Origin of the sequence: Rubricoccus marinus (genome assembly GCF_002257665.1) — a bacterium.
GTDB lineage: Bacteria > Bacteroidota > Rhodothermia > Rhodothermales > Rubricoccaceae > Rubricoccus > Rubricoccus marinus.
This window is the reverse complement of sequence record NZ_MQWB01000001.1, coordinates 1,965,414-1,985,241: the sequence shown is the minus strand read 5'-3', so window position 1 is coordinate 1,985,241 and position 19,828 is coordinate 1,965,414. Positions and strand designations below refer to the sequence as shown.

Here is a 19,828-nt window from a genome sequence, read left to right as displayed (position 1 = left end):
CATGTCCCCGTTTCGCCCGCTGCTCCTCGCGTTGCCTCTGGCGCTTGCCGCCTGCTCCACCCCGAAGCCGCAGGGGCCGGTCCTCGTGGACCGCGTGGAGCCTCCCGCGATGGCGGCGACGTCGGGCGTGTTGGCGCCGGACCGCGTGATCGTGGAGGGCAGCGCGGCGTGGGTGCAGACCACCGTTGCGGAGATGGTGCAGCGCCGCGCCGTGACCGCGACCGAGCGCGATCGCGCCGAGCGGACGCTGGCCTCTGGCGCGTACCTGGGCGACGCCGCGCAGTACCTCCGGTTGACGCCCGCCAACGTGACCCGCGGGAGCTTCCAGGCCGGCACGGCCTACCTGACCGACGCGTTCTCGCCAGAGGCCGCTCCGCAGCCGTTCCAGATGTCGATCACGGTCGATCTCAGCGGCAGCGACGGCGCGACCGCGGGGCTGAGCGTCGAACTCCGCGACCCCTCGTCCAGCCCGACGGGCGGAACGGGGCAACTCCTGATTACGCTGATGGATCCCGGCGTGGGCAACACGGCGCAACTCACCGTGAGCACGCGCGGCGCGGCCTCTGGCGACGCGTTTGAGCCCGTCGCGAGCCAGCCTCTGGCGTCGCGCGATTGGCGCGGCTCTCACCGCCTCGACCTGGACTACACCCCGGGCGAACTCGTCGTAGCGTTGGACAGCGTGCCACTCGTATCCGCGCCGGTCCGCCTGGACCGCCCGGCCGGTCCGGTCTACGTCGGTGCCTTCGCGCCCGTCCCTACGATGGGCGTCGCGATTGTAGACTGGACCTTCACCTCTCCCTGATTTCACCCACCGCATCACATGTTGCTTCGCTTCGCTCCAGCCCTCGTGGCTGCCCTCGTCATCGCCGGGTGCTCGGGCTCTGTGCCCACCCCGCCGGAGGCTTCCAAGACGCCGCCCAAAACCGAGAAAAAGGACGAGATGAAGTCCTTCGCCGAGGTCACCAAGGACGCGGAGACCGATGAAGGCCTCATCACGCTGCACCTCTTGGAGGACGGCGAAAAGGTGCTCGGGGAGATCCCGGACTCGCTGTTCGGCAAGGAAATCCTCGTCGTGAGCCGCATCGCGCGGACGGCAGAAGGCTTCGCCTACGGCGGCACCAAGGTCAACACGCAGGCCGTCCGCTTCGACCGCGTCGGCAACGACGCGCTCCTGCGCACCATCCGGTACTCCGTCGTGGCAGAGAGCGGCCTGCCCATCGCGCAGGCCGTGCGCAACAGCACGTTCGAGCCCATCATCGCGCGGCTGGAAGGCATGGCGGTCCGCAAGGACACGTCGGTCGTGGTGGACATGACCGCGTTGTTCAACACGGACATCCCCGTGTTCGGGCTGCCGCAGGGCGCTCGCGAGCAGTACAAGGTGCGCAGCCTGGACAAGGACCGCTCCTACATCGTGCGCGCGGCGGCCTACCCGGAGAACATCGAGATCCGGACCGTCCTCACCTACGTCGCCTCCGAGCCGCCGACGAACTCCTCGACGGGCACACTCTCGGTCGAGATGTCGCACTCGTTCGTGGGACTCCCGGAGGACCCGATGCGGCCCCGCCGCTACGACCCTCGCGTCGGCTTCTTCTCCATCTCGCAGACCGACTACGGCCTCCCCACGCAGCGCGCCGAGGAGCGCCGCTACATCACGCGCTGGCGCTTGGTCCCGAGCGACATGGAGGCCTACGCCAGAGGCGAACTCGTGGAGCCGGAGAAGCAGATCGTGTACTACATCGACCCGGCCACGCCGGACGTGTGGCGCCCGTACCTGAAGGAGGGCGTCGAGGACTGGAACAAGGCGTTCGAGGCCGCGGGCTTCCGCAACGCCATCCGCGCCGCCGACGCGCCGACGCCGGAGGAGGACCCGGACTGGAGCCCGGAGGACGCGCGCTACAGCACGATCCGCTACTTCGCGAGCGACATCCAGAACGCCTACGGACCGCACGTCCACGACCCCCGCACGGGTGAGATCCTGGAGTCCGACATCGGCTGGTACCACAACGTGATGAACCTGCTCCGCAACTGGTTCTTCGTGCAGACGGCCGCTATCAACCCCGACGCCAGAAGCCTGCAGTTCGACGACGCCGTGATGGGCCGCCTCGTCCGGTTCGTGTCCGCGCACGAGGTGGGCCACACGCTGGGCTTCCCGCACAACTTTATCTCGTCCAACGCCTACCCGGTGGACAGCCTCCGCAGCCCGACGTTTACCGCCACGCGCGGCACGGCGCCGAGCATCATGGACTACGCGCGCTTCAACTACGTCGCGCAGCCCGGTGATGGCGTGACCACGCTCATGCCTGACGTGGGCGAGTACGACAAGTGGGTCACCAACTGGGGCTACCGCTATTTCCCGGACGCCTCTGGCGAGCCCGAGGAGCGCGAGATGCTTCAGGCGATGACGCGCGAGGCGCTAAAGGACCCCGTCAACCGCTACGGCGCGCAGGGCGCGATCCTCGATCCCCGGGCGCAGTCCGAGGACCTGGGCGATGACGCGGTGTACGCTTCGCAGCTTGGCCTCGCCAACCTCAAGCGCACCGTCCCGATGCTCCTGGAGTGGGCGACCGAGGACGGCGAGGACTACTCCGGCCTGGCAGAGGTCTACGGCAACATCGCCGGGCAGTGGAACCGGTACCTCGGCCACGTCGCCAACAACGTGGGCGGCGTCTACGCCGACACGAAGTACATGGGCGACGAGGGCGTGGTGTACACCACCGTCCCCGCTGACAAGCAGCGCGAGGCCGTGCAGTTCATCATCCAGGAGGGCCTGCAGCGTCCGGACTGGCTGCTGAACCGCGACATCCTCGCGCGGATCGAGCCGGCGGGCGCCGCCCGCCGCGTACTCGGCCTGCAGGAGGGCGTCGTTGGCCGCCTGCTCAGCTTCGACCGCCTCTCGCGCATGGAGGAGCAGCTGTGGACCGATTCGGACGCGTACGCGCCGATGGAGCTCATGGCTGACCTCCGCGCCGGCGTCTGGACCGAGCTGTCCTCTGGCGCCGACATCGACGCCACGCGCCGCGCGCTCCAGCGGGCACACGTGGAAGCCCTTGAAGGCCTGCTCACGACCGACCAGTCGCGCTCGACCTCCATCCCCGGAGGCGGCAGCTTCGACACGCTCCCGGGCGGTCGTTCCGACGTGCGCGCGCTCGCCCGTGGCGAACTCATGACGGTCCGCGAGACGGCTGCGGGTGCGCTCCGCCGCTACCGCAACGACCGGATGGGACGCCTGCACCTCGAAGACATCATCGCGCGCGTGGACAACGCGCTCGATCCAGACAACGACGAGGGCTAGTCACCGCCTGACGGTTCTCGAACGCTGGGGAGACTTCGGTCTCTCCAGCGTTCGTCGTTTATAGCGACCTTGCCGGGCGCCCGCCAGAGGCCTCTGGCGCGAACCCCGCACTGGAGGCGGGGCGTTCGCACGGCAATGAGACACAAACCGTCCGCCCCCGATCCGATGCGATTCCTGATCTGCGTTCTGGTCTTCTGCGCCGCCTCTGGCGCCGTCAGTGCCCAAGCAGAGCCTGCAAACCCCGAGCTTGCGGCCGAACTCGTCGTGATCCACAGCCTTGACCAAGACGGTCGCATGGAGTGGATGCGCATCCGCAAAGAGCACGACGGGAGAGTGCCCCACGCCGTACACGAGGAGTTCTGGAGCGTCCAGAACAAACTCGACGAAGCCAACACAGCCCGAATTGCCGCGATCATCGCTGAGCACGGATGGCCGGGCCGGAGCATGGTCGGCGAGGACGGCGCGCGCACCGTTTTTCTCGTCGTGCAGCACGCACCTCTCGAACGGCAGGAAGAGTATCTGCCGCTGCTCGAGGCCGCCGTCGCCTCAGGAGAGGCCGAGGCGTGGCAGCTCGCGATGCTGACCGACCGCGTCCTCGTGCGGAACGACTTGCCGCAGCGCTACGGAAGCCAGTACCGCAACGATCCGGAAACGGGCGAGCGGGTCTACCTGCCGATGGAAGACCCGGATGGCCTGGACGCGCGACGTGCCGCCATCGGCCTGCCTCCGCTCGACGACGACTCCCACTAGACCCGAGCCTCTGGCGCCAGAGGCAGACGCAATCATGGACCTCCACGCCGCCAACCCCGACGTTCTCGTGCTCGTGGGCACGCAGACGGGCAACAGCGAGACCATTGCCGACGCCGTATCCGAGCGCCTCGCCGACCTCGGGTTCGACGCGCACCTCGTCGACATGGCCGAGGCGTACCCTGAGCTTCTGGCGGAGCACCGGCAGATCATCGTGGTGATGTGCACATGGTCCGACGGCACGTTCCCGGACAACGGGAAGGACTTCGAGGAGGCGCTACCGGTCGTCGCGCCAGACCTCAGCGGCGTCCGCTTCGGGATCATCGGGCTGGGCGACCGCGACTACCACCCGTACTACCAAACCGCCGCGATCTGGCTGGGCGAGCGGTTGGCGGAGTACGGCGCGCAAGAGGCCGCGCCCCTCCACGAGATCGACGGCACGCCAACGGCGGAGGACACGGCGGGCGCGCTCGCGTGGACCGACCGCATCGCCCAGGCCTTCGCGCACGAGGCGCCTGCACCATGACGCTTTCCGACCTCGATCTCGGCTCTGTCCGCTTCCGCACCTCTGGCGAGGTCCACGACGAACTCCGCGCCGCGTGCGAGGCCAACCCCGACCTCGCGCAGTTCGAGATCATCGGCGAGAGTGAGGAGGGGAGGCCTCTGGCGGGCATCACGCTGGGTTACGGCCCGCGCCTCGCCACGCTCATGGCCGGCGCCCACGCCGACGAGCCGGTCGGGCCGGAAACGCTGCGCCACCTCGTTCTGGACGGGCTCGGCGCCAGAGGCTGGGGCGCCGAGGACGGCGGCCTCGAAGACCTGTGGGACGCGTGGACGCTCCGCATCGTCCCGCACGTCAACCCGGACGCCGAGGCCCGCAACCAGGCGTGGATCTCGCGCTGGGCCGAACAGGCAGACGACCCCGAGGCGATGCTGCGCCTGTTCCTCCGCCACCGACTTCGCGAGCAGCCGGGCCAGGACATCGAGTTCGGCTACCCGGCGATGCGTGCAGAAAACCGAGCCGCGACGGACTTCCTGTTCGGCGGCTCCGCCTCTGGCGCAGCGCCGAGCCTCGCGCTCCACGCGAGCCTTCACGGGATGGCGTTCTCCGAGGGCGCGCTGCTCCTGATCGAGAAGGAATGGTTGCACGCGCCAGAGGCCGAGACGCTGCGCGCCGGGTTCCGGGAGGCTGCTGCCCACGCCGGCCTGCGCCTGCACGACCACGACCGCGGCGGCGACAAAGGTTTCCGCTATGGCGGTCCTGGCTTCTGGTCCACGCCAGAGGGCGCCGCCATGCAAGCGCATTTCCGGGCCTCAGGCGACGAAGCGACCGCCTCGCGCTTCCACCGCTCTAGCATAGAGCAGGCGGTCGTGGCCTCTGGCGCGAGCCCGCTGTGCGTGGTGACGGAGCTGCCGCTGTTCCACCTCGCGGCCGACTACGCGCATGAGCTGGGCGTTGCCGCGCTGGCAGAGCAATGGCGCCAGAGGCTGCCAGAACTCGCGGCCGGAGCGGCCCTCGGCGAGGCCGTCCAGACGTTCGGGATTCGGACGGTGGACGCCCACCGCGCGGTGCGGATACACCTCCGCGTTATCGATCTCGCGCTCCAGACCGCCGCGGCCAGCACGGACGTGTGAGATGGGGGAAACCCTTTATGTGCGGGTAGGAGGCAACCTGTAAGAGGGGAGAGAGTGTCAGAGGTCCCCTCACCCCACCCTCTACTCTCATGGGAGGTCAATTCTTTGAAGTCTTTGTCGTCCTGGCTGTTGTCGCGCTCGTCGCGGCCCTGCTCGGTTTTCGCGGCGTCGCCGGTCTTTCGGCGAGCATCGCGAAGTTGGCGCTCGTCGCCGCTGTGATCCTGTTTGTTCTGGCGTTTATCCTGTAGACGCCTTCCGAAACCGCCTTTCAGAGGGCGCGCGGACCCGTTCCGTGCGCCCTCTCTCTTTGTGATCCCCTCGCCACGCCCCATGTCGACGACGCTTCTCGGACTCGCCTTCGCGGCTGGTGCCATCGCCTCCGGCATCGTCGCCTACTTCGGCGGCGCGACGTGGCCGGGCACCATCGCGAAGGCCACCACGCTTTCCTTCTTGCTGCTTACCGTAGCGGCATTCCTGATCTAGCTCCTCCCGGCCGGGCCCCACGCGGGCCGGGCCGCCAGAGGCCCCCGCCCATGCGCGCACTCCTCATCCGCCGCGATCCCGACCACCGCGTCGAGATCACTGACGTTCCCGAAACCGACCTCCCCGAGGGCGATGTCCTGATCGACGTCTCGCACTCCAGCCTGAACTACAAGGACGGCCTGGCCGTCACCAACACGGGCAAGATCGTGCGCGGCGAGTTCCCGTTCGTGCCCGGCATCGACCTCGCCGGGACCGTCGCCGAGTCCGCCTCTGGCGACTGGAGCCCGGGCGACCGCGTGATCCTGACGGGGTGGGGAACCGGCGAGAACCGCTGGGGCGGCTACGCGGAGCGCGCCCGCGCAAGTGCCGAGCACCTGGTCGCGATGCCGAAGAACCTCTCGCCAGAGATCGCGATGTGGATGGGCACCGCCGGCTTCACGGCCGCGCTGAGCGTGCTCGCAATCCGCGACGGCGAGGTCTCGCCAGAGGATGGGCCGATCGTGGTCACGGGCGCCTCTGGCGGCGTGGGCTCGGTCGCCGTCGCGCTGCTGGCTGCCGACGGATTCGAAGTGCACGCCGTGACGGGGACTGAGAGCGCGCACAACTATCTGCGGAGCCTGGGTGCCGCCGAGATCCTCGGGCGCGAAGCGCTCGCGACGCCACCTGACAACCCTATGGGCGCGGCGACGTGGGCCGGCGCCGTGGACTCGGTCGGTGGGACCACGCTCGAAACGATCCTCGCCACCGCCAAGCGCCACGCGTGCATCGCGGCCTGTGGCCTCGCGGGCGGGCACGTGCTCTCCACGACGGTTTTCCCGTTCATCCTCCGCGGCGTCGCGCTGCAGGGCATCGACTCCAACACGGCAACGTTGGACACCCGACGCGTCGCCTGGAACCTCCTCGCCAACGCCGTCGCCAGCGGCGCGCTGGACGACGTGGAGAAGACCGTGATCCGCTTGGACGACGTGCCCGCATGGGCAGAGAAGATCGTCGCCGGCGAGACGCTCGGGCGCGTCGTCGTCGAACTGTGACCCGGTCGGTCTGGCAAGAGCCTCTGGCGCCAACAGCCGGGTCTTCTGCGCCTCTGGCGCCAGAGGCCGACGTCGTCATCGTGGGTGGCGGCGCCATCGGGTGCGCCACGGCGTGGGCGCTGCACGAGGCCGATCCGACGCTCCGCCTTGTGATCGTGGAGGCGGAGCACCTCGCGTTTGGCGCCAGCGGCCGAAACGCGGGCTTCGTCCTGCTCGGCGCACCGGGGGCCGACCCGGGAAGCACAAACGCCGCAGAGCGCGAGCGTGCTGGTCGCCTCTGGCGCTTCACCCACGAGAACGCCGACGCCATCCGCGAGATGGACGGCGATGCGTTCGGCCTGACGTGGACCGGCAGCCTTATCGCCGCTGGCGACGACGACGAAGCCACGATGCTGCAACGCCAGGCGGACGTTCTGGAGGGCACCGAGTGGCTCCCGCCCGACGCGCTCCACAAACGCCTCGCGGCCTCTGGCGCCAGAGGCTTTCGCGGTGGGCTCTGGGTCGAAACCGGCGGCACGCTTGACCCGGCCGCCTACGTGCGCTACCTCGCGCGGGCCTCAGGCGCGACAGTGCTGGACCGCTCGCCCATGACCGGGCTTGCCGCCAGAGGCGGTGGCGTGGCGGTGCAGACGGCCCGGGGCGAGGTCCGCGCCGAGCGTGCCGTCGTGTGCCTGAACGCGTACCTCCCGCGCGTCCTGCCGGCCTTCGCGGATCTCGTGCGGCCAGTGCGCGCCCAGATGCTTGCGACGGCGCCTCTGGCGCCGATTCTGGACGTGCCCGTGTACAGCCACGACGGCTACTACTACCTCCGCCAGAGGCAGGACGGGCGGCTCCTCCTGGGGGGCGCGCGCCACCTCCACCGCGATGCCGAGGTAGGCTACGAGGACGCCACGACGGCGCTTCAAGGCGATCTGGAGGCGTACCTCGCCGCTCACTTTCCTGCCGCGGGCACGCCAGAGGTGGAGCAGCGGTGGAGCGGCACGATGGGCTTCTCACCCGACGGACTCCCGTTCGTCGCCGACGTGCCCGAGATCCCAGGCGCGGTCGTCGCGAGTGGGTTCACGGGGCACGGGATGGGGTACTCGGCGCGTTTTGGCCGCCTCCTCGCTCGGCGCACGCTCGGCGATCAAGATCCCGCCGCCGACCTTTTCGACGTTCGCCGTTTTGACGCAGCGCCAGAGGCCGCCGCACCCTCCGCCTCCGGCGGGGACCTCCGCGCCCAGCGGGCGTAGAATCCCCAAACACCCACCCCCACACCTCATGGAAACGACCTACCGGGTCCCCGTCGCGGAGCGAGACGCCAGCACGCGGGCCGACTTCATCCTTCGGACCTACACCCACCTCATCGGCGCGATTTTGCTGTTCGTCGCGATCGAGTACGCCTTTTTTGCCTCGGGTATCGCTCAGCCCATGGCAGAAGCGATGACGAGTGTGAGCTGGTTGCTCGTGCTCGGAGGCTTTGTGGCCGTGAGCTGGTTCGCCAGCCGCGCGGCGATGACGGCGGAATCGAAAGCTGCGCAGTACGCGGCGCTCGGGGCGTTCGTCTTGGCGGAGGCCATCATCTTCGTCCCGCTGCTGTTCATGGCGATGTACTACACGAACAGCGGAATGGAGCTGATCAACGACGCCGCCTGGGTCACCATTTTGGGCCTCGCGGGGCTTACCGGCATCGCGTTCTGGACGCGCAAGGACTTCTCGTTCCTTGGAGGCATCCTGAAGTGGGCTTTTATCCTCGCGATCGTCGCCATCGTATCGGCTGTGCTGTTCGGGTTTTCGCTCGGCACGTGGTTCTCGGTTTTGATGATCGGCCTCGCAGGAGCGGCGATTCTCTACGACACCTCGAACATCATCCACCACTACCCGGAGGATCGCTACGTCGGCGCCGCTCTTGCGCTGTTCGCGTCGGTCGCGCTGATGTTCTGGTACGTGCTGCGCCTCTTCATGTCGCGCGACTAAGCCGCCCGTTCGCGCATAGCTCCGTGCCCCGCCAGAGGCCTCTGGCGGGGCACGTTTTGTTCGCGGCCTGCCTCCACCTCTCTGGACATTACTTCAAAGACCGTCACCCTCCGAGGCCTTCTCATGGGCCTGTCGTTCGTGCTGCTGGCCGGCCTCGCGTTCGTGCTGCTCATCGCTACCGGTCTCACGCTCCCGCTCGGTCTGGTGCTGTTCGCGCGGCTCGCGTTTGTCGTGATCGAAGGCAACCTGACCCAGGGCCGCTGGCGGACGGTCCCGCTGATGTACCGGCTGGGACTGGGGCTTCACGTCCTGCTCGCCAGCGGCTTTACGCTGTACGGCATCGGCCAACTCGTGGGGCTCGTGTGAGCCTCTGGCGAGGGGAGAGAAGGCCGGGACCCCGGTCACGCGGGGCTCGTCTCACCGGGCCACGACTCTCCGGACCTGACCGATGCGATACCTCTTGCCTTTCGCCCTGCTGCTGCTCGCAGCCTGTGGCTCCGATCCCGCGCCAGAGGCGCCGGCGACCGGCGACGTGGAAGTCACGAGCAACGAGACCGCAACGGGCGCCGTGCCGCCCCGCATCGGGGACATCGCTGGGCCTGAGGCGGCGCCCACGCGCGAAGCAGGCCCCAACGAGGTCGTCTTTGTCGAAGTCGGGCAGGTCGGCGTCGTAACCGTCGAGAGTGCGGAGGGCGCTTACGATGTCAACCTAGACCGGATGGATGTCCGCGAGGGCATCGACGCGGGCGCGGCGTCGCCAGAGGCCATCGACGCCTGGCTGGCCCGGTTCGCGCCGCTGGAAGGCGCCGGCACATACCGCGACATGACCCCCGCCGACGTGCAGGCCAACTACACCGCCGTTATCACTTTCGTCTTCGTGGACGACTCCGGGCGCACGCTATTCCTCCAAGAGCGTCCCGATGGCGTCGCCGTCGTCTCACAGCCCGATGGCCCCGTCTGGCGTCTCGCGCCAGAGGCCTACGCCGACCTCGTGCCTCTGGCGAGCCGCCTCCGTACCAATTAGATGCTCGCCCGAAGCAGCCGCCGTTACCTGTTCCGTCACCCGTGGCTCACGGCGCTTTCCCTGGTGGGCGTCGCGCTGGGCGTGGCCGTCGTGGTGGCGGTCGACCTCGCGAATGCGAGCGCGACGAAGGCTTTCCGCCTGTCGTCCGAGAGTCTGAGCGGCCGCGCGACGCACGTCGTGGTGGGCGGTCCCGGCGGCGTCCCTGGCGACCTGTACCGCGAACTGACCGTCGCCAGAGGCGTCCAGGCCGCGCCGGTCGTGGAGGGCTACGCGCGGCCCGAAGCCGACTCCCAGCGTGTGCTGCAGGTGTTCGGCGTGGATCTCTTCGCCGAGTCCGACTTCCGGCCGTTTATCGCGCCGCAAGGGGCCTCTGGCGTGGACCTGCCGGGCCTGCTCACGACCTCTGGTGGCACATTGCTCTCGGCCGGTACGGCGGAGGAACTGGGCGTGGCGGTAGGCGACTCGCTCCCGCTCCGAGTCGATGGGCGCGAGGAGATGGCGGTCGTGCTCGGGGTGCTCACGCCAGAGGACGACCGCTCGCGCCGCGCGATCCAGAACCTCCTCGTGGTGGACGTGGCGACGGCGCAGGAATGGCAGGGAGGTACGGGGTACGAGGTACAGGGTACTGGCGAGGCCGAGCCGCTAAGCGGTACCCCGTACCTCGTACCCGGTACCACAAACCGCCTGTCGCGAATCGACCTGCTGATCCCGGATGACGCCAGAGGCGAGGCGCTGCTGGCGGAGATTGAGGCAGACCTCCCGGAGGGGTTGGAGGTGCGGCCCGCATCGGCGCAAGCGGACGCGCTGGAAACGATGACGGCGGCGTTCCGGCTCAACCTCACCGCGCTGAGCCTGCTCGCGCTCGTCGTGGGGCTGTTCCTGATCTACAACACGATCACGTTCTCGGTCGTGCAGCGGCGGCAGCTGCTGGGCACGTACCGCGCGCTGGGGGTTACGCGGCGCGAGGTGTTTCGGCTCGTGATCGGCGAGGCGCTCGTGGTCGGCGCCGTCGGGACCGTTATCGGTCTTGGGCTCGGTGTTCTCCTCGGGACCGGGCTCGTGCGGCTCGTGACGCAGACTATCGGTGACCTCTATTTCGTCGTGCGCGTGCGCGATCTCTCGCTCGATCCGTGGAGCCTCGCCAAGGGCGTCGCGCTCGGGCTGGGGTCGTCCGCGCTCGGCGCGCTCGGGCCGGGCTGGGAGGCCGCGTCGGTCGCGCCCGCGAGCGCGCTCCGCCGCTCGCAGCAAGAGGACAACCTGGCCGACCGCGCCGGGCTTCTGGCGCTGGCCGGGCTGGGCTCAGCGCTTCTCGGCGTCGTCGTGTTCCTGATTCCCGCAGGTGTGGCGCTGGCGTACGTCGGGCTCCTCTTCGTGATCGTCGGCGCGGCCCTCGCGGCGCCGTGGGCCACGCGGCTGTTCTCCAACGCGGCCTCTGGCGCGCTCGCGCGGATCTTCGGGCCCGTGGGGCGTATGGCCGCCAGAGGCATCAACGCGAGCCTGAGCCGGACCGCCATCGCCGTCGCGGCCCTCGCCGTCGCCGTGGCGAGCACGGTCGGCGTGGGCGTGATGGTGTCGTCGTTTCGCGCGACGGTCGGGGACTGGCTGGGCTCGGTCCTCCAGGCCGATGTCTACATCCAGCCTCCTGCGACCGTCTTCCGCCGCGGCGGCGGATTCCTGGATCCGTCAGTGACGCAGGACCTGATCGCGCTCGACGGCGTCGCCCGCGCTGACGGCGTGCGCACGCAGCAACTCGACACCGACGGCGGTCCTATCGATCTCGTTGTCACCAACATCGACGGCCAGCGCGCCGGGATCTACCGCTACAAAGCCGGGACGGCCTCTGGCGTGGCCGAGGCCGCCGCCAGAGGCGAGGTGGCGGTCAGCGAGCCCTTCGCGTTCCGCTTCGACGTGGGCGTGGGCGACACGCTCCGCCTGCCGACCGACGAGGGCGAGCGCGCCTACCCCATCTCCGGCATCTACTACGATTACGGCAACGACCTCGGCGTGGTGATGATGGACGAGCAGACGTTTCTCCAGTCCTACCGCGACCCCGGACTTTCGGGCCTCGCGTTGACGGCGGCCTCTGGCGTCGACCCCGAGGAACTCACGGAGCGCGCGAAGGCGGCGAGCGAGGGGCGCCAGAGGCTCGTCGTGCGCAGCAACCGGTCGTTGCGCGAGGCGAGCCTGGAGATCTTCGACCAGACGTTCGTGGTGACGAACGTGCTGCGGCTATTGGCCGTCCTCGTGGCATTCGTGGGCGTGCTCTCGGCGCTCATGGCGCTGCAACTGGAGCGCAAGCGCGAACTGGCCATGCTGCGCGCGCAGGGCATGACGCGGCGCGAGGTCGCGCGGATGGTGTTCGCGCAGACCGGGCTCATGGGCCTCTGGGCGGGCGCGCTCGCCCTCCCGCTCGGGCTCTCGCTGGCCTGGGTGCTCGTCTACGTCGTCAACGTCCGGTCCTTCGGCTGGACGCTCGCGTTCACGGTCGATCCCTGGATCCTCGTTCAGGCCGTCGCGCTGGCCGTCGTGGCCGCGCTTCTGGCTGGCATCTACCCCGCCTGGGCGATGGGCCGCGCCGACCCCGCGCTCGCGATGCGCGAGGAGTAGCCTCTGGCGCCAGAGGCAGCAGAGTGGGACGCGTGGTGAGCGCGTCACCGCTGCTACCTAAAAGTCGGCCTCTGGCGCGCGCCAGAGGCCGTTCGTCGTGGATCGCCTAGTACCCGTTGTGCTCGTCGTCACGGCAAGCACAGCGGCCTCGCGACTCGGCGTCACGAGATCGCCGCGCTGCGCTCGCGAGGACACCTTTGGGGTAGTACGCCCTATTGGGCAGGCGCGAGAGCCGTGGCCGGGGCGGCCGCTGGAGCCGTCTCGACGGAGACCGTTGCCGGCACGTCCTGCGGGTAATCGTTCGGGTCATAGGTCGCGCCGCACTGGCCGAGGAGAACCCAGAGGAGCACGAAAATGAGGACGGTAGAGAAGCAGCCGCCGCCGAGCTTTTTGGCGCCGTAGCCGGCGATGAGTCCGCGAAAGAGGTTGTTCATGAGAGAGGGTGGGGGAGAGAGGAAAGGCGTACACGCGCCGTCGCTCCGAAAGCTCCGCCTCCGATCCGTTTGGCCTCTGGAGCCGGGGCGCTAGGTTGGTCCGCTATCCCTTGCCAGAGGCCGCATGCTTCTGCTAAACGAGTAGACGATGTGTGGCTTTACTTCCGCTCACTCAGCCCCTCAGAGACTCGATGCGAAAGGACGAACTCGTGGCCGTGTTCGACAAGCAGGCCAAGGGCTACGACGCCCAGTGGGAAGGGATGGCGCCGCTCCGCGACGCGCTGTACCTGCTCGTGAAAACCGCCTTTGTCGGGCTCCCGACCAACGCCCGCGTTCTGTGCGTCGGGGTCGGAACGGGGGTGGAACTGGCGTACCTCGCTCGGAGCTTTCCGGCCTGGCGGTTCACGGCGGTAGAGCCCTCCGGCACGATGCTCGACGTGTGCCGCCAGCGGGCTGAGCGCGAAGGCTTCGCCTCCCGGTGTGTGTTCCATCAGGGCTACCTCGACTCGCTTCCCACCGAGGACGCTCACGATGCCGCGACGTGCTTCCTGGTGTCTCAGTTCATCCTCGACCGCGAGGCGCGATCGGGGTTCTTCCGCGGCATCGCGGAAAGGCTTCGGCCGGGCGGGCTTCTGGCGAGTTCGGATCTGGCCAGGGGGGCAGGCTCGGACGCCTTCGACGTGCTCCTTCGCGCATGGCTGACCCTCATGGCCGGCGCGGACGTGTCCGCCGAACAGGTGGAGCGCTCCCGGAAGGCGTACGCGAAGGATGTTGCGGTCCTGCATCCTTCGGAGGTGACCGCCATTCTCAGGTCGGGCGGGTTTGAGACGCCGGTGCAGGTGTTCCAGGCGGGCCTCCTCCACGCATGGCTGTCACGGCGGCCGTGATCCCAGAGGCCTCTGGCGCCGTGCTGCGCACAACAACGGACGCGTCCACACAGGCAAACCTGCATGGACGCGAGGACCTCACCGCGCTCTAGCCTGCGCTGGCCCAAAGCGACAGGCCTCTGGCGCCAGAGGCTCAGTCGGTGTGGCGCGTCCAGCCCTGCCACACGTCGCCGTCGGAGGAACCGTCTTTCTCGAACCAGAAGGGCGGGCGGGGCGTGGCCTCTGGCGCGACCAGGTCCATCGTGTCGGCGTTGTAGAGGCGGCCGTTGGCCATGACGTAGCGGATCTCCGAGATGTTGGCGAGGTCGGCCGAGGGGTCGGCCGAGAGGATGATGAGGTCGGCGAGCTTGCCGGTCTCGACCGAGCCGAGGTCGCCGTCGAGGCCGATGTACTCGGCGCCGTTGAGCGTGGCGGCGCGGAGGGCTTCCATGTTGGTCATCCCGCCTTGACCGAACATCCGGAGCTCCCAATGCGCGGCGAGCCCCTGCATCTGGCCGTGCGCGCCGAGCTGGACGCCCACGCCGAGGTCGGTCAGCGTTTTGGTCTGCTCCGCGAGCGTGACGTGCCAGTACTCGTCGTCGGGCACGAGCGTGCGGCGGCGGCTCACGGCGTCGACGAGCGTGCGCGGCGTGAACGTGAGCAGGCGGCCGTCCTCCCAGACGTTGGTCTTGGCGTACCAGTAGTTCTCGCCCCACAGGCCGCCGTAGCCGACGACGAGCGTGGGCGTGTACGCGACCTCGGTCGCGCGCCAGAGGCTCTGCACGTCGTTGTGCAGCGGCGCGACGGGCACGGCGTGCTCGATGCCGGTGTGGCCGTCGATGACCATGTTCATGTTGTGGTAGAACGTGCTCCCTCCCTCGGGGACGACCATCATCTCCAGGTCGCGGGCGGCCTTGAGGATCTGCTGGCGCTGGTCGCGGCGCGGCTGGTTGTAGCTCTTGACCGAGATGGCGCCGGTCGCCTTCATGCGCCGGATGTGGGAGTACGCGTCGTCCAGGGAGTTGACGGTCGCGCGGAAGTCGCCGTCGGCGCCGTAGAGGATCGTGCCGGTGGAGAAGATGCGTGGGCCGACGAGGTCGCCGCTTTTGACCATCTCGGCCATCGTGAAGACCGTCTCGGTCGTTGCGCTCGGGTCGTGCGCGGTCGTGACGCCGTAGGCGAGGTTGGCGTAGTACTGCCAGACGGTCTGCGGGACCGGCCCGCCGTTGAAGTGGCCCGCGTGGGCGTGCACGTCCACGATGCCCGGCATAATGGTGTGGTTGCGGCCGTCGATGACCTCGGCGCCAGAGGGGACCGTGACCTCGCCTGCTTCGCCGACGGCGGTGATGCGGTTGCCGGTCACGACGACCGTGCCGTTCTCGATCACGCGGTCGCCGTCCATCGTGAGGATGCGTGCGCCGGTGATCGCGATGGCACCATTGGGCGCGTCGTGCGGGAGCCGCAGGCCGACGGGCACGCCGACGGAATCCGGCTTCGGCAGGGAAGCGGGCGCGCCGTCCACGAACGCGAAGGCGTCGGAGAGGGAGCGGGTGTAGACCTCGGGGCCGATGAGCCAGCGGAGCGTCGTGTTGTCGGTCCAGTGGAGGTCGGTCCCGGCGTCGCGCGAGAGGCGGGAGACGGGGACAGCCTCGGTGTCTTTGTTCAGGTCGTACTCCGCACCGGTGAGGGCGAAGGGCGCAACGTAGACGTTGAAGGCCTCGTTAAAGGCGACCCACCGTCCGTCGGGGCTGGGGACGACCGTGGTCGGGTACTTGAGCGTGAAGTGCGTGCGCTCGTCGCTGCCGTCGAGGTCGACCGAGCGGAAGGTCTTGTTGAGGCCGCCGCCGTCCAGGAACGTGATGCGGCCTCTGGCGCGACCTCCGTCCATGCGCGCGTCGGGCGTGAAGCGAGGCTCGCGGCCGTGGTCCACGATCATCTGCGGCTCGCCCTCGCCAGAGGCGGCCGTCATGTACAGGCCGGTGCGGAGTCCGTTGAGCGGCCCGCGCATGCTGTTGCCGCCTTCGCGGGCGTAGACGATCATCTGGCCGTCGGGCGAGAAGCGCGGCGTGGCGTAGTGGCCGGGCTCCAGGGGGAGCGTGCGGATCGCGCCAGAGGCGGTGTTCAGGACGTGGATCTGGCCGAAGGCCTCGTCGCTCCACGTCGCGAAGACCATCTGGCGTCCGTCGGGGGAGAAGTCGGGGTCGAAGGCGAAGCCCTCGCCGGTGGGGATCGCCTGCGGCTCGCGGTCTCCTACCTTGCGCCAGAGGCGGCCGACGGCGCTGAAGACGAGCGTGCGGCCGTCAGGCGAGGTCGCGGCGTCGCGGAGCATCTTGACGTCGAAGACCTCTGGCGCCACGTCCACGGGGAAGCGCACGGCCTCGGTCACGGTCTGCTCCACCTCGGCGGTAAAGGGGATCGGCGTGGGCGTGCCGGTTTGGGCATCGACGCGCCAGAGGCCGCCCTGCGCCCAGACGACGAGGGCGCTGGCGTCGGGCAGCCATGCGAAGCCGGGGTAGACGCCGAAGACGGCCCACGTCTCCTGCTGATCGGGCGAGAGGCCGTCCCAGAGCGGGCGCTGCGCGCCGGTTACGGTGTCGTAGACGAAGAGGACGCTCTCGTTGCGGACGCGCCGCACGAAGGCGAGGTGGCGGCCATCGGGGGAGGGCTCAGGACGCGCGGCGCCGCCGGTCCCGCCGAGGATGGTTTCGATCTCGCCCGTCTCGCGGTCCAGCCGCTTGATGGCGTAGATGCCGCCGTTGGGGTCCTTGTTGTACTCGAAGAAGGGCCCGGGCGTCACATCCTGCGAGAAGTAGACATAGCGGCCGTCCGGGGAGACGGCGGGCTCGCCGGCGTCCTGCTGGTCGTTGGGGCGCTCTGTCAGTTGGAGGCCGCTGCCGCCCGTCCGGTGGTACATCCACATCTCGCCCGCGCCAAGCGAGCGCGTGGCCGTGAAGTGCTTCCGCGCGATGAGGTAGTCGCCGTCGGGCGTCCAGACGGCGTTATTGAGCAGGCGGAAGCTCTCGTCCGTGACCTGCTGCATGTCCTGGCCTCTGGCGTCCATCGTCCAGATGTTGTCGCCGCCGGAGCGGTCGGATGTGAACGAGATGCGCGAGCCGTCGGGCGACCACCGCGGCTGCACGTCGTAGGCGGCGCCGCTGGTAATGCGCGTGGCCGTGCCGCCCGCCAGAGGCAGCGTGTAGAGGTCGCCGAGGAGATCGAAGACGAGGGTGCGCCCGTCGGGGCTCACGTCGATGCTCATCCAAGTGCCTTCGCTTGTTTCGAAGGCGACGGTGCTCGTGGGGCCGTGGGCGGCGCTTACGTCCCACTTGGGGGCGTCGTCTTGGCCTCTGGCGCCAGAGGCGAGGAGGGTGAGGGCGAGGAGAGCGGTGAGGCGGAGCATCGGCGGGGCGGGGGAGACGCCCGGATTCTACCACGGACGCGCGACGGGTGCGCCAGAGGCCTCTGGTAGGACCGAATTCACTCGTGTCCGTACAGGTAGGAGAGACCATGACGTATGCTGCACGCTTTGAATTCCTCTTGCGAGATCGTTACTCCTTTCGATCTGGGCGGCACATGGCCCGCCTCGTTGCAACGCTAGAGGCGCGTACGGTGCTAATTCCAACGAAAAATCGCTCAATGCGAAGATTCTTTAGTCATGAATAGTATTCGTTCTGTTGCTCGCTTTATGGAGGCTGCCTGGTTTTGGAGGCGCCTGGTATTCTCATTTGTTTCTATTGGTGTGACAGGGGTGATATTGTCGATGATGAGTTGTTCGGCTCTTTCGATTGGCTCATGGCATATGTGGCAAAGTGAAGACGACTTGATTGGGTCTGTGTATCAGGCCCGGCTTGATCACCAGTATGATCCTCAGGTGGCGTTGTATACCAGATCGACAATCGAGTATTCTTACGCTTTGCATGATCAGATTTTAGAGAAAGCAAGGGCAGAATATCCTGATTTCTTTCCTCATAAGGCTAGTGAATTTAGCTTGTTTGACTCTGTAGATGGATGGGGTGCTTATGGGGTGGTTGAGGCTGATGGTGTGTCGTTTGCCTACCATTGTGATGTTTTGAATACGAATGATTGCTTCGGCCCAGATTTCATACCAGTTAAAATTATAGAAACAAAATCTGACGTTCATGTTCTGATACGTGAAAGGTATTGGTCTTGGCGGCAAGACCCTTCCGCCGCTGACTCATACGAGTGGTACGTCCCGGTTTCCAGCCATCCAGTAGTGACAGTGGCAACATCAGTCAAGCGAGGAAGCGTTTTTGGGTTTACAGAACGGATACAAGCGTTTTTTTCGGGCGGCTAGTAAAGCATCCTGGCGCGATGTAATCCAATGGCGCGGCCTCCTCTCTTGCGGAGCCCGCAATCGGCCTGAGAACCCCAGCGCGCCCACCGCCAGAGGCCTCTGGCGCCAGAGGCTACAACTCGGGTCCAAACTTCAGAGGGATGAGACCCGCGGTGGCGTAGCCTGCCGTCCGCCCTTGTCCCGACCATGACGACACGACCCCAGAGCGACCCCCACCGGACGGATATCCGGGCGCTCGTCATCGGAGCGGGGCCGGCCGGGCTGATGGCCGCCGAGGTACTATCCGAAGCGGGCGTCTCGGTCGTCGTCGCAGACCAGATGCCGACGCCCGCTCGCAAATTCCTGATGGCGGGCAAGTCCGGCCTCAACCTCACGAAAGAAGACGACCGCTTCACCCAGACGTACGGCGCCGTCTCGCCCGCCTTCGCGCGCGCGATCTCCGCGTTCGGCCTGCCAGAGGTCACGCAGTGGGCCACAGGCCTGGGCCAGGAGGTGTTCGTCGGCTCCACGGGCCGCGTCTTCCCGGTCGCGATGAAGGCGTCGCCGCTGCTGCGCGCGTGGCTGGGGCGGCTGGACGCTCGCGGCGTGCAACTCCGGACGCGGTGGCGGTGGACCGGCTGGCGCGACGGGCGATCCCTCTTCGACACGCCAGAGGGTCCGCAGGAGATCCGCGCCGACGTGACGATTCTCGCGATGGGCGGCGCGAGTTGGCGCCGGCTGGGCAGCGACGGCGCGTGGGCGGCGCGCTTCCCGGACCGGGTCGCGCCGTTCGGGGCGGCCAACGTCGGGCTACGGGTGGAGTGGTCCGCGCACATGGCGCGATGGCACGGTGCCCCCATCAAGGGCGTCGCGTGGCACGCGGGCGAGCTCAGCAGCCGCGGCGAGGCCGTGATCGCGGCCACCGGCCTCGAAGGCGGCGGCATCTACAGCGTCAGCCGCGCCGTCCGCGAGGGCGCGCCTCTGGCGGTGGACCTGCTCCCCGACCTCTCGCCAGAGGCCATCCGGGAGCGTCTGGCCGGGCTGAGCCCGAAGCAGAGCCTCGCGACCCGACTGCGCAAAGCGCTGCGCATCGAAGGCGCGCGCGCGGCGCTCCTCAACGAGTTCGGCCGCCCGTTTGGCTCGGACCTCGCGAGCACCATCAAAGCGCTCCCCATCAACCACGCCGGCCTCATGCCGATGGACGACGCGATCTCGACCTCTGGCGGCCTCCGGTTCAGCGCGCTGGACGGGTTCCGGCTGAAGGACCACGACTGCGTTTACGCCGCTGGCGAGATGCTGGACTGGGAGGCGCCGACGGGCGGCTGGCTCATCACGGGCTGCCTCGCGACCGGCCGCGCGGCGGCGCTGCAGGCGCTGGCGGACCTGGGTGTGGAGGCGGGAGCGTAGCCCCTCTATCCAAACAGGTGTCATTGCGAGCGCGAGCGACGCGATCTCGTGC

At 68.3% G+C, this 19,828-nt stretch carries 18 protein-coding genes; 16 read left to right on the top strand and 2 right to left on the bottom strand.

The genetic code is table 11. The features are described 5' to 3' along the window. Position 1 precedes the first annotated feature (1 nt). The 13 genes from BSZ36_RS08315 to BSZ36_RS08260 all read left to right on the top strand — a co-directional run bounded on the left by BSZ36_RS08315 (position 2) and on the right by BSZ36_RS08260 (position 12,775). Entirely contained in the window at positions 2–802 is an 801-nt protein-coding gene (locus BSZ36_RS08315) for a hypothetical protein (RefSeq protein WP_094547801.1), read from the top strand. A gap of 18 nt (positions 803–820) precedes the next feature. Then, positions 821–3,292: a zinc-dependent metalloprotease gene (locus tag BSZ36_RS08310; protein ID WP_094547799.1), complete on the top strand. Its 2,472-nt coding sequence runs from the start codon at positions 821–823 to the stop codon at positions 3,290–3,292. 165 nt (positions 3,293–3,457) lie between these two features. Then, positions 3,458–4,042: a DUF6624 domain-containing protein gene (locus BSZ36_RS08305; RefSeq protein WP_094547796.1), complete on the top strand. Its 585-nt coding sequence runs from the start codon at positions 3,458–3,460 to the stop codon at positions 4,040–4,042. After that, positions 3,999–4,565 carry a flavodoxin domain-containing protein gene (locus tag BSZ36_RS08300; protein ID WP_179271093.1) on the top strand — a complete coding sequence of 189 codons (567 nt, stop codon included), beginning with the start codon at positions 3,999–4,001 and terminating at the stop codon, positions 4,563–4,565. Before BSZ36_RS08305 ends, BSZ36_RS08300 begins: the two co-directional genes overlap by 44 nt. Continuing rightward, a complete protein-coding gene (locus tag BSZ36_RS08295; protein WP_094547792.1) occupies positions 4,562–5,674 on the top strand; it encodes a M14 family zinc carboxypeptidase in 1,113 nt (370 codons plus the stop codon). The genes BSZ36_RS08300 and BSZ36_RS08295 overlap by 4 nt, the downstream gene beginning before the upstream one ends. Before the next feature lie 89 nt (positions 5,675–5,763). Then, positions 5,764–5,922: a DUF1328 family protein gene (locus BSZ36_RS08290; protein ID WP_094547790.1), complete on the top strand. Its 159-nt coding sequence runs from the start codon at positions 5,764–5,766 to the stop codon at positions 5,920–5,922. 82 nt (positions 5,923–6,004) lie between these two features. Continuing rightward, positions 6,005–6,157 (top strand): hypothetical protein, encoded by a 153-nt coding sequence (locus tag BSZ36_RS19340; RefSeq protein ID WP_179271092.1) that lies wholly within the window; start codon positions 6,005–6,007, stop codon positions 6,155–6,157. Between the two features lie 50 nt (positions 6,158–6,207). Beyond that, positions 6,208–7,188, top strand: a complete 981-nt coding sequence (locus tag BSZ36_RS08285; protein ID WP_094547788.1) for an MDR family oxidoreductase — start codon at positions 6,208–6,210, stop codon at positions 7,186–7,188. Then, positions 7,185–8,420, top strand: coding sequence for an NAD(P)/FAD-dependent oxidoreductase (locus BSZ36_RS08280; protein WP_179271091.1), 1,236 nt, complete (start codon positions 7,185–7,187; stop codon positions 8,418–8,420). Before BSZ36_RS08285 ends, BSZ36_RS08280 begins: the two co-directional genes overlap by 4 nt. A gap of 28 nt (positions 8,421–8,448) precedes the next feature. Next, positions 8,449–9,144 carry a Bax inhibitor-1/YccA family protein gene (locus tag BSZ36_RS08275; RefSeq protein ID WP_094547784.1) on the top strand — a complete coding sequence of 232 codons (696 nt, stop codon included), beginning with the start codon at positions 8,449–8,451 and terminating at the stop codon, positions 9,142–9,144. Between the two features lie 123 nt (positions 9,145–9,267). After that, positions 9,268–9,510 (top strand): hypothetical protein, encoded by a 243-nt coding sequence (locus BSZ36_RS08270; RefSeq protein WP_094547782.1) that lies wholly within the window; start codon positions 9,268–9,270, stop codon positions 9,508–9,510. Positions 9,511–9,592: 82 nt separating this feature from the next. After that, positions 9,593–10,168 (top strand): hypothetical protein, encoded by a 576-nt coding sequence (locus BSZ36_RS08265; RefSeq protein WP_094547780.1) that lies wholly within the window; start codon positions 9,593–9,595, stop codon positions 10,166–10,168. Then, entirely contained in the window at positions 10,169–12,775 is a 2,607-nt protein-coding gene (locus BSZ36_RS08260) for an ABC transporter permease (protein ID WP_094547778.1), read from the top strand. It begins immediately after the preceding gene. A 212-nt stretch (positions 12,776–12,987) separates the two neighbouring features. Here BSZ36_RS08260 and BSZ36_RS08255 read toward each other — a convergent pair whose 3' ends face one another. Continuing rightward, positions 12,988–13,209 carry a hypothetical protein gene (locus BSZ36_RS08255; RefSeq protein ID WP_094547776.1) on the bottom strand — a complete coding sequence of 74 codons (222 nt, stop codon included), beginning with the start codon at positions 13,207–13,209 and terminating at the stop codon, positions 12,988–12,990. 191 nt (positions 13,210–13,400) lie between these two features. Between BSZ36_RS08255 and BSZ36_RS08250 the strand changes: the two genes are divergently transcribed. Then, positions 13,401–14,096, top strand: a complete 696-nt coding sequence (locus tag BSZ36_RS08250; protein WP_094547774.1) for a class I SAM-dependent methyltransferase — start codon at positions 13,401–13,403, stop codon at positions 14,094–14,096. A gap of 133 nt (positions 14,097–14,229) precedes the next feature. Here the strand turns inward: BSZ36_RS08250 and BSZ36_RS08245 are convergent, their stop codons facing one another. After that, a complete protein-coding gene (locus BSZ36_RS08245; RefSeq protein WP_094547772.1) occupies positions 14,230–17,475 on the bottom strand; it encodes an amidohydrolase family protein in 3,246 nt (1,081 codons plus the stop codon). A gap of 255 nt (positions 17,476–17,730) precedes the next feature. Here BSZ36_RS08245 and BSZ36_RS18915 point away from each other — a divergent pair, with 255 nt between their 5' ends. Together BSZ36_RS18915 and BSZ36_RS08240 are read left to right on the top strand one after the other, a co-directional pair. Then, complete coding sequence (locus tag BSZ36_RS18915; RefSeq protein WP_143536817.1) at positions 17,731–18,390, top strand: hypothetical protein; 660 nt, start codon at positions 17,731–17,733, stop codon at positions 18,388–18,390. A 186-nt stretch (positions 18,391–18,576) separates the two neighbouring features. Beyond that, positions 18,577–19,776, top strand: a complete 1,200-nt coding sequence (locus tag BSZ36_RS08240; RefSeq protein ID WP_094547770.1) for a TIGR03862 family flavoprotein — start codon at positions 18,577–18,579, stop codon at positions 19,774–19,776. Positions 19,777–19,828 lie beyond the last annotated feature (52 nt).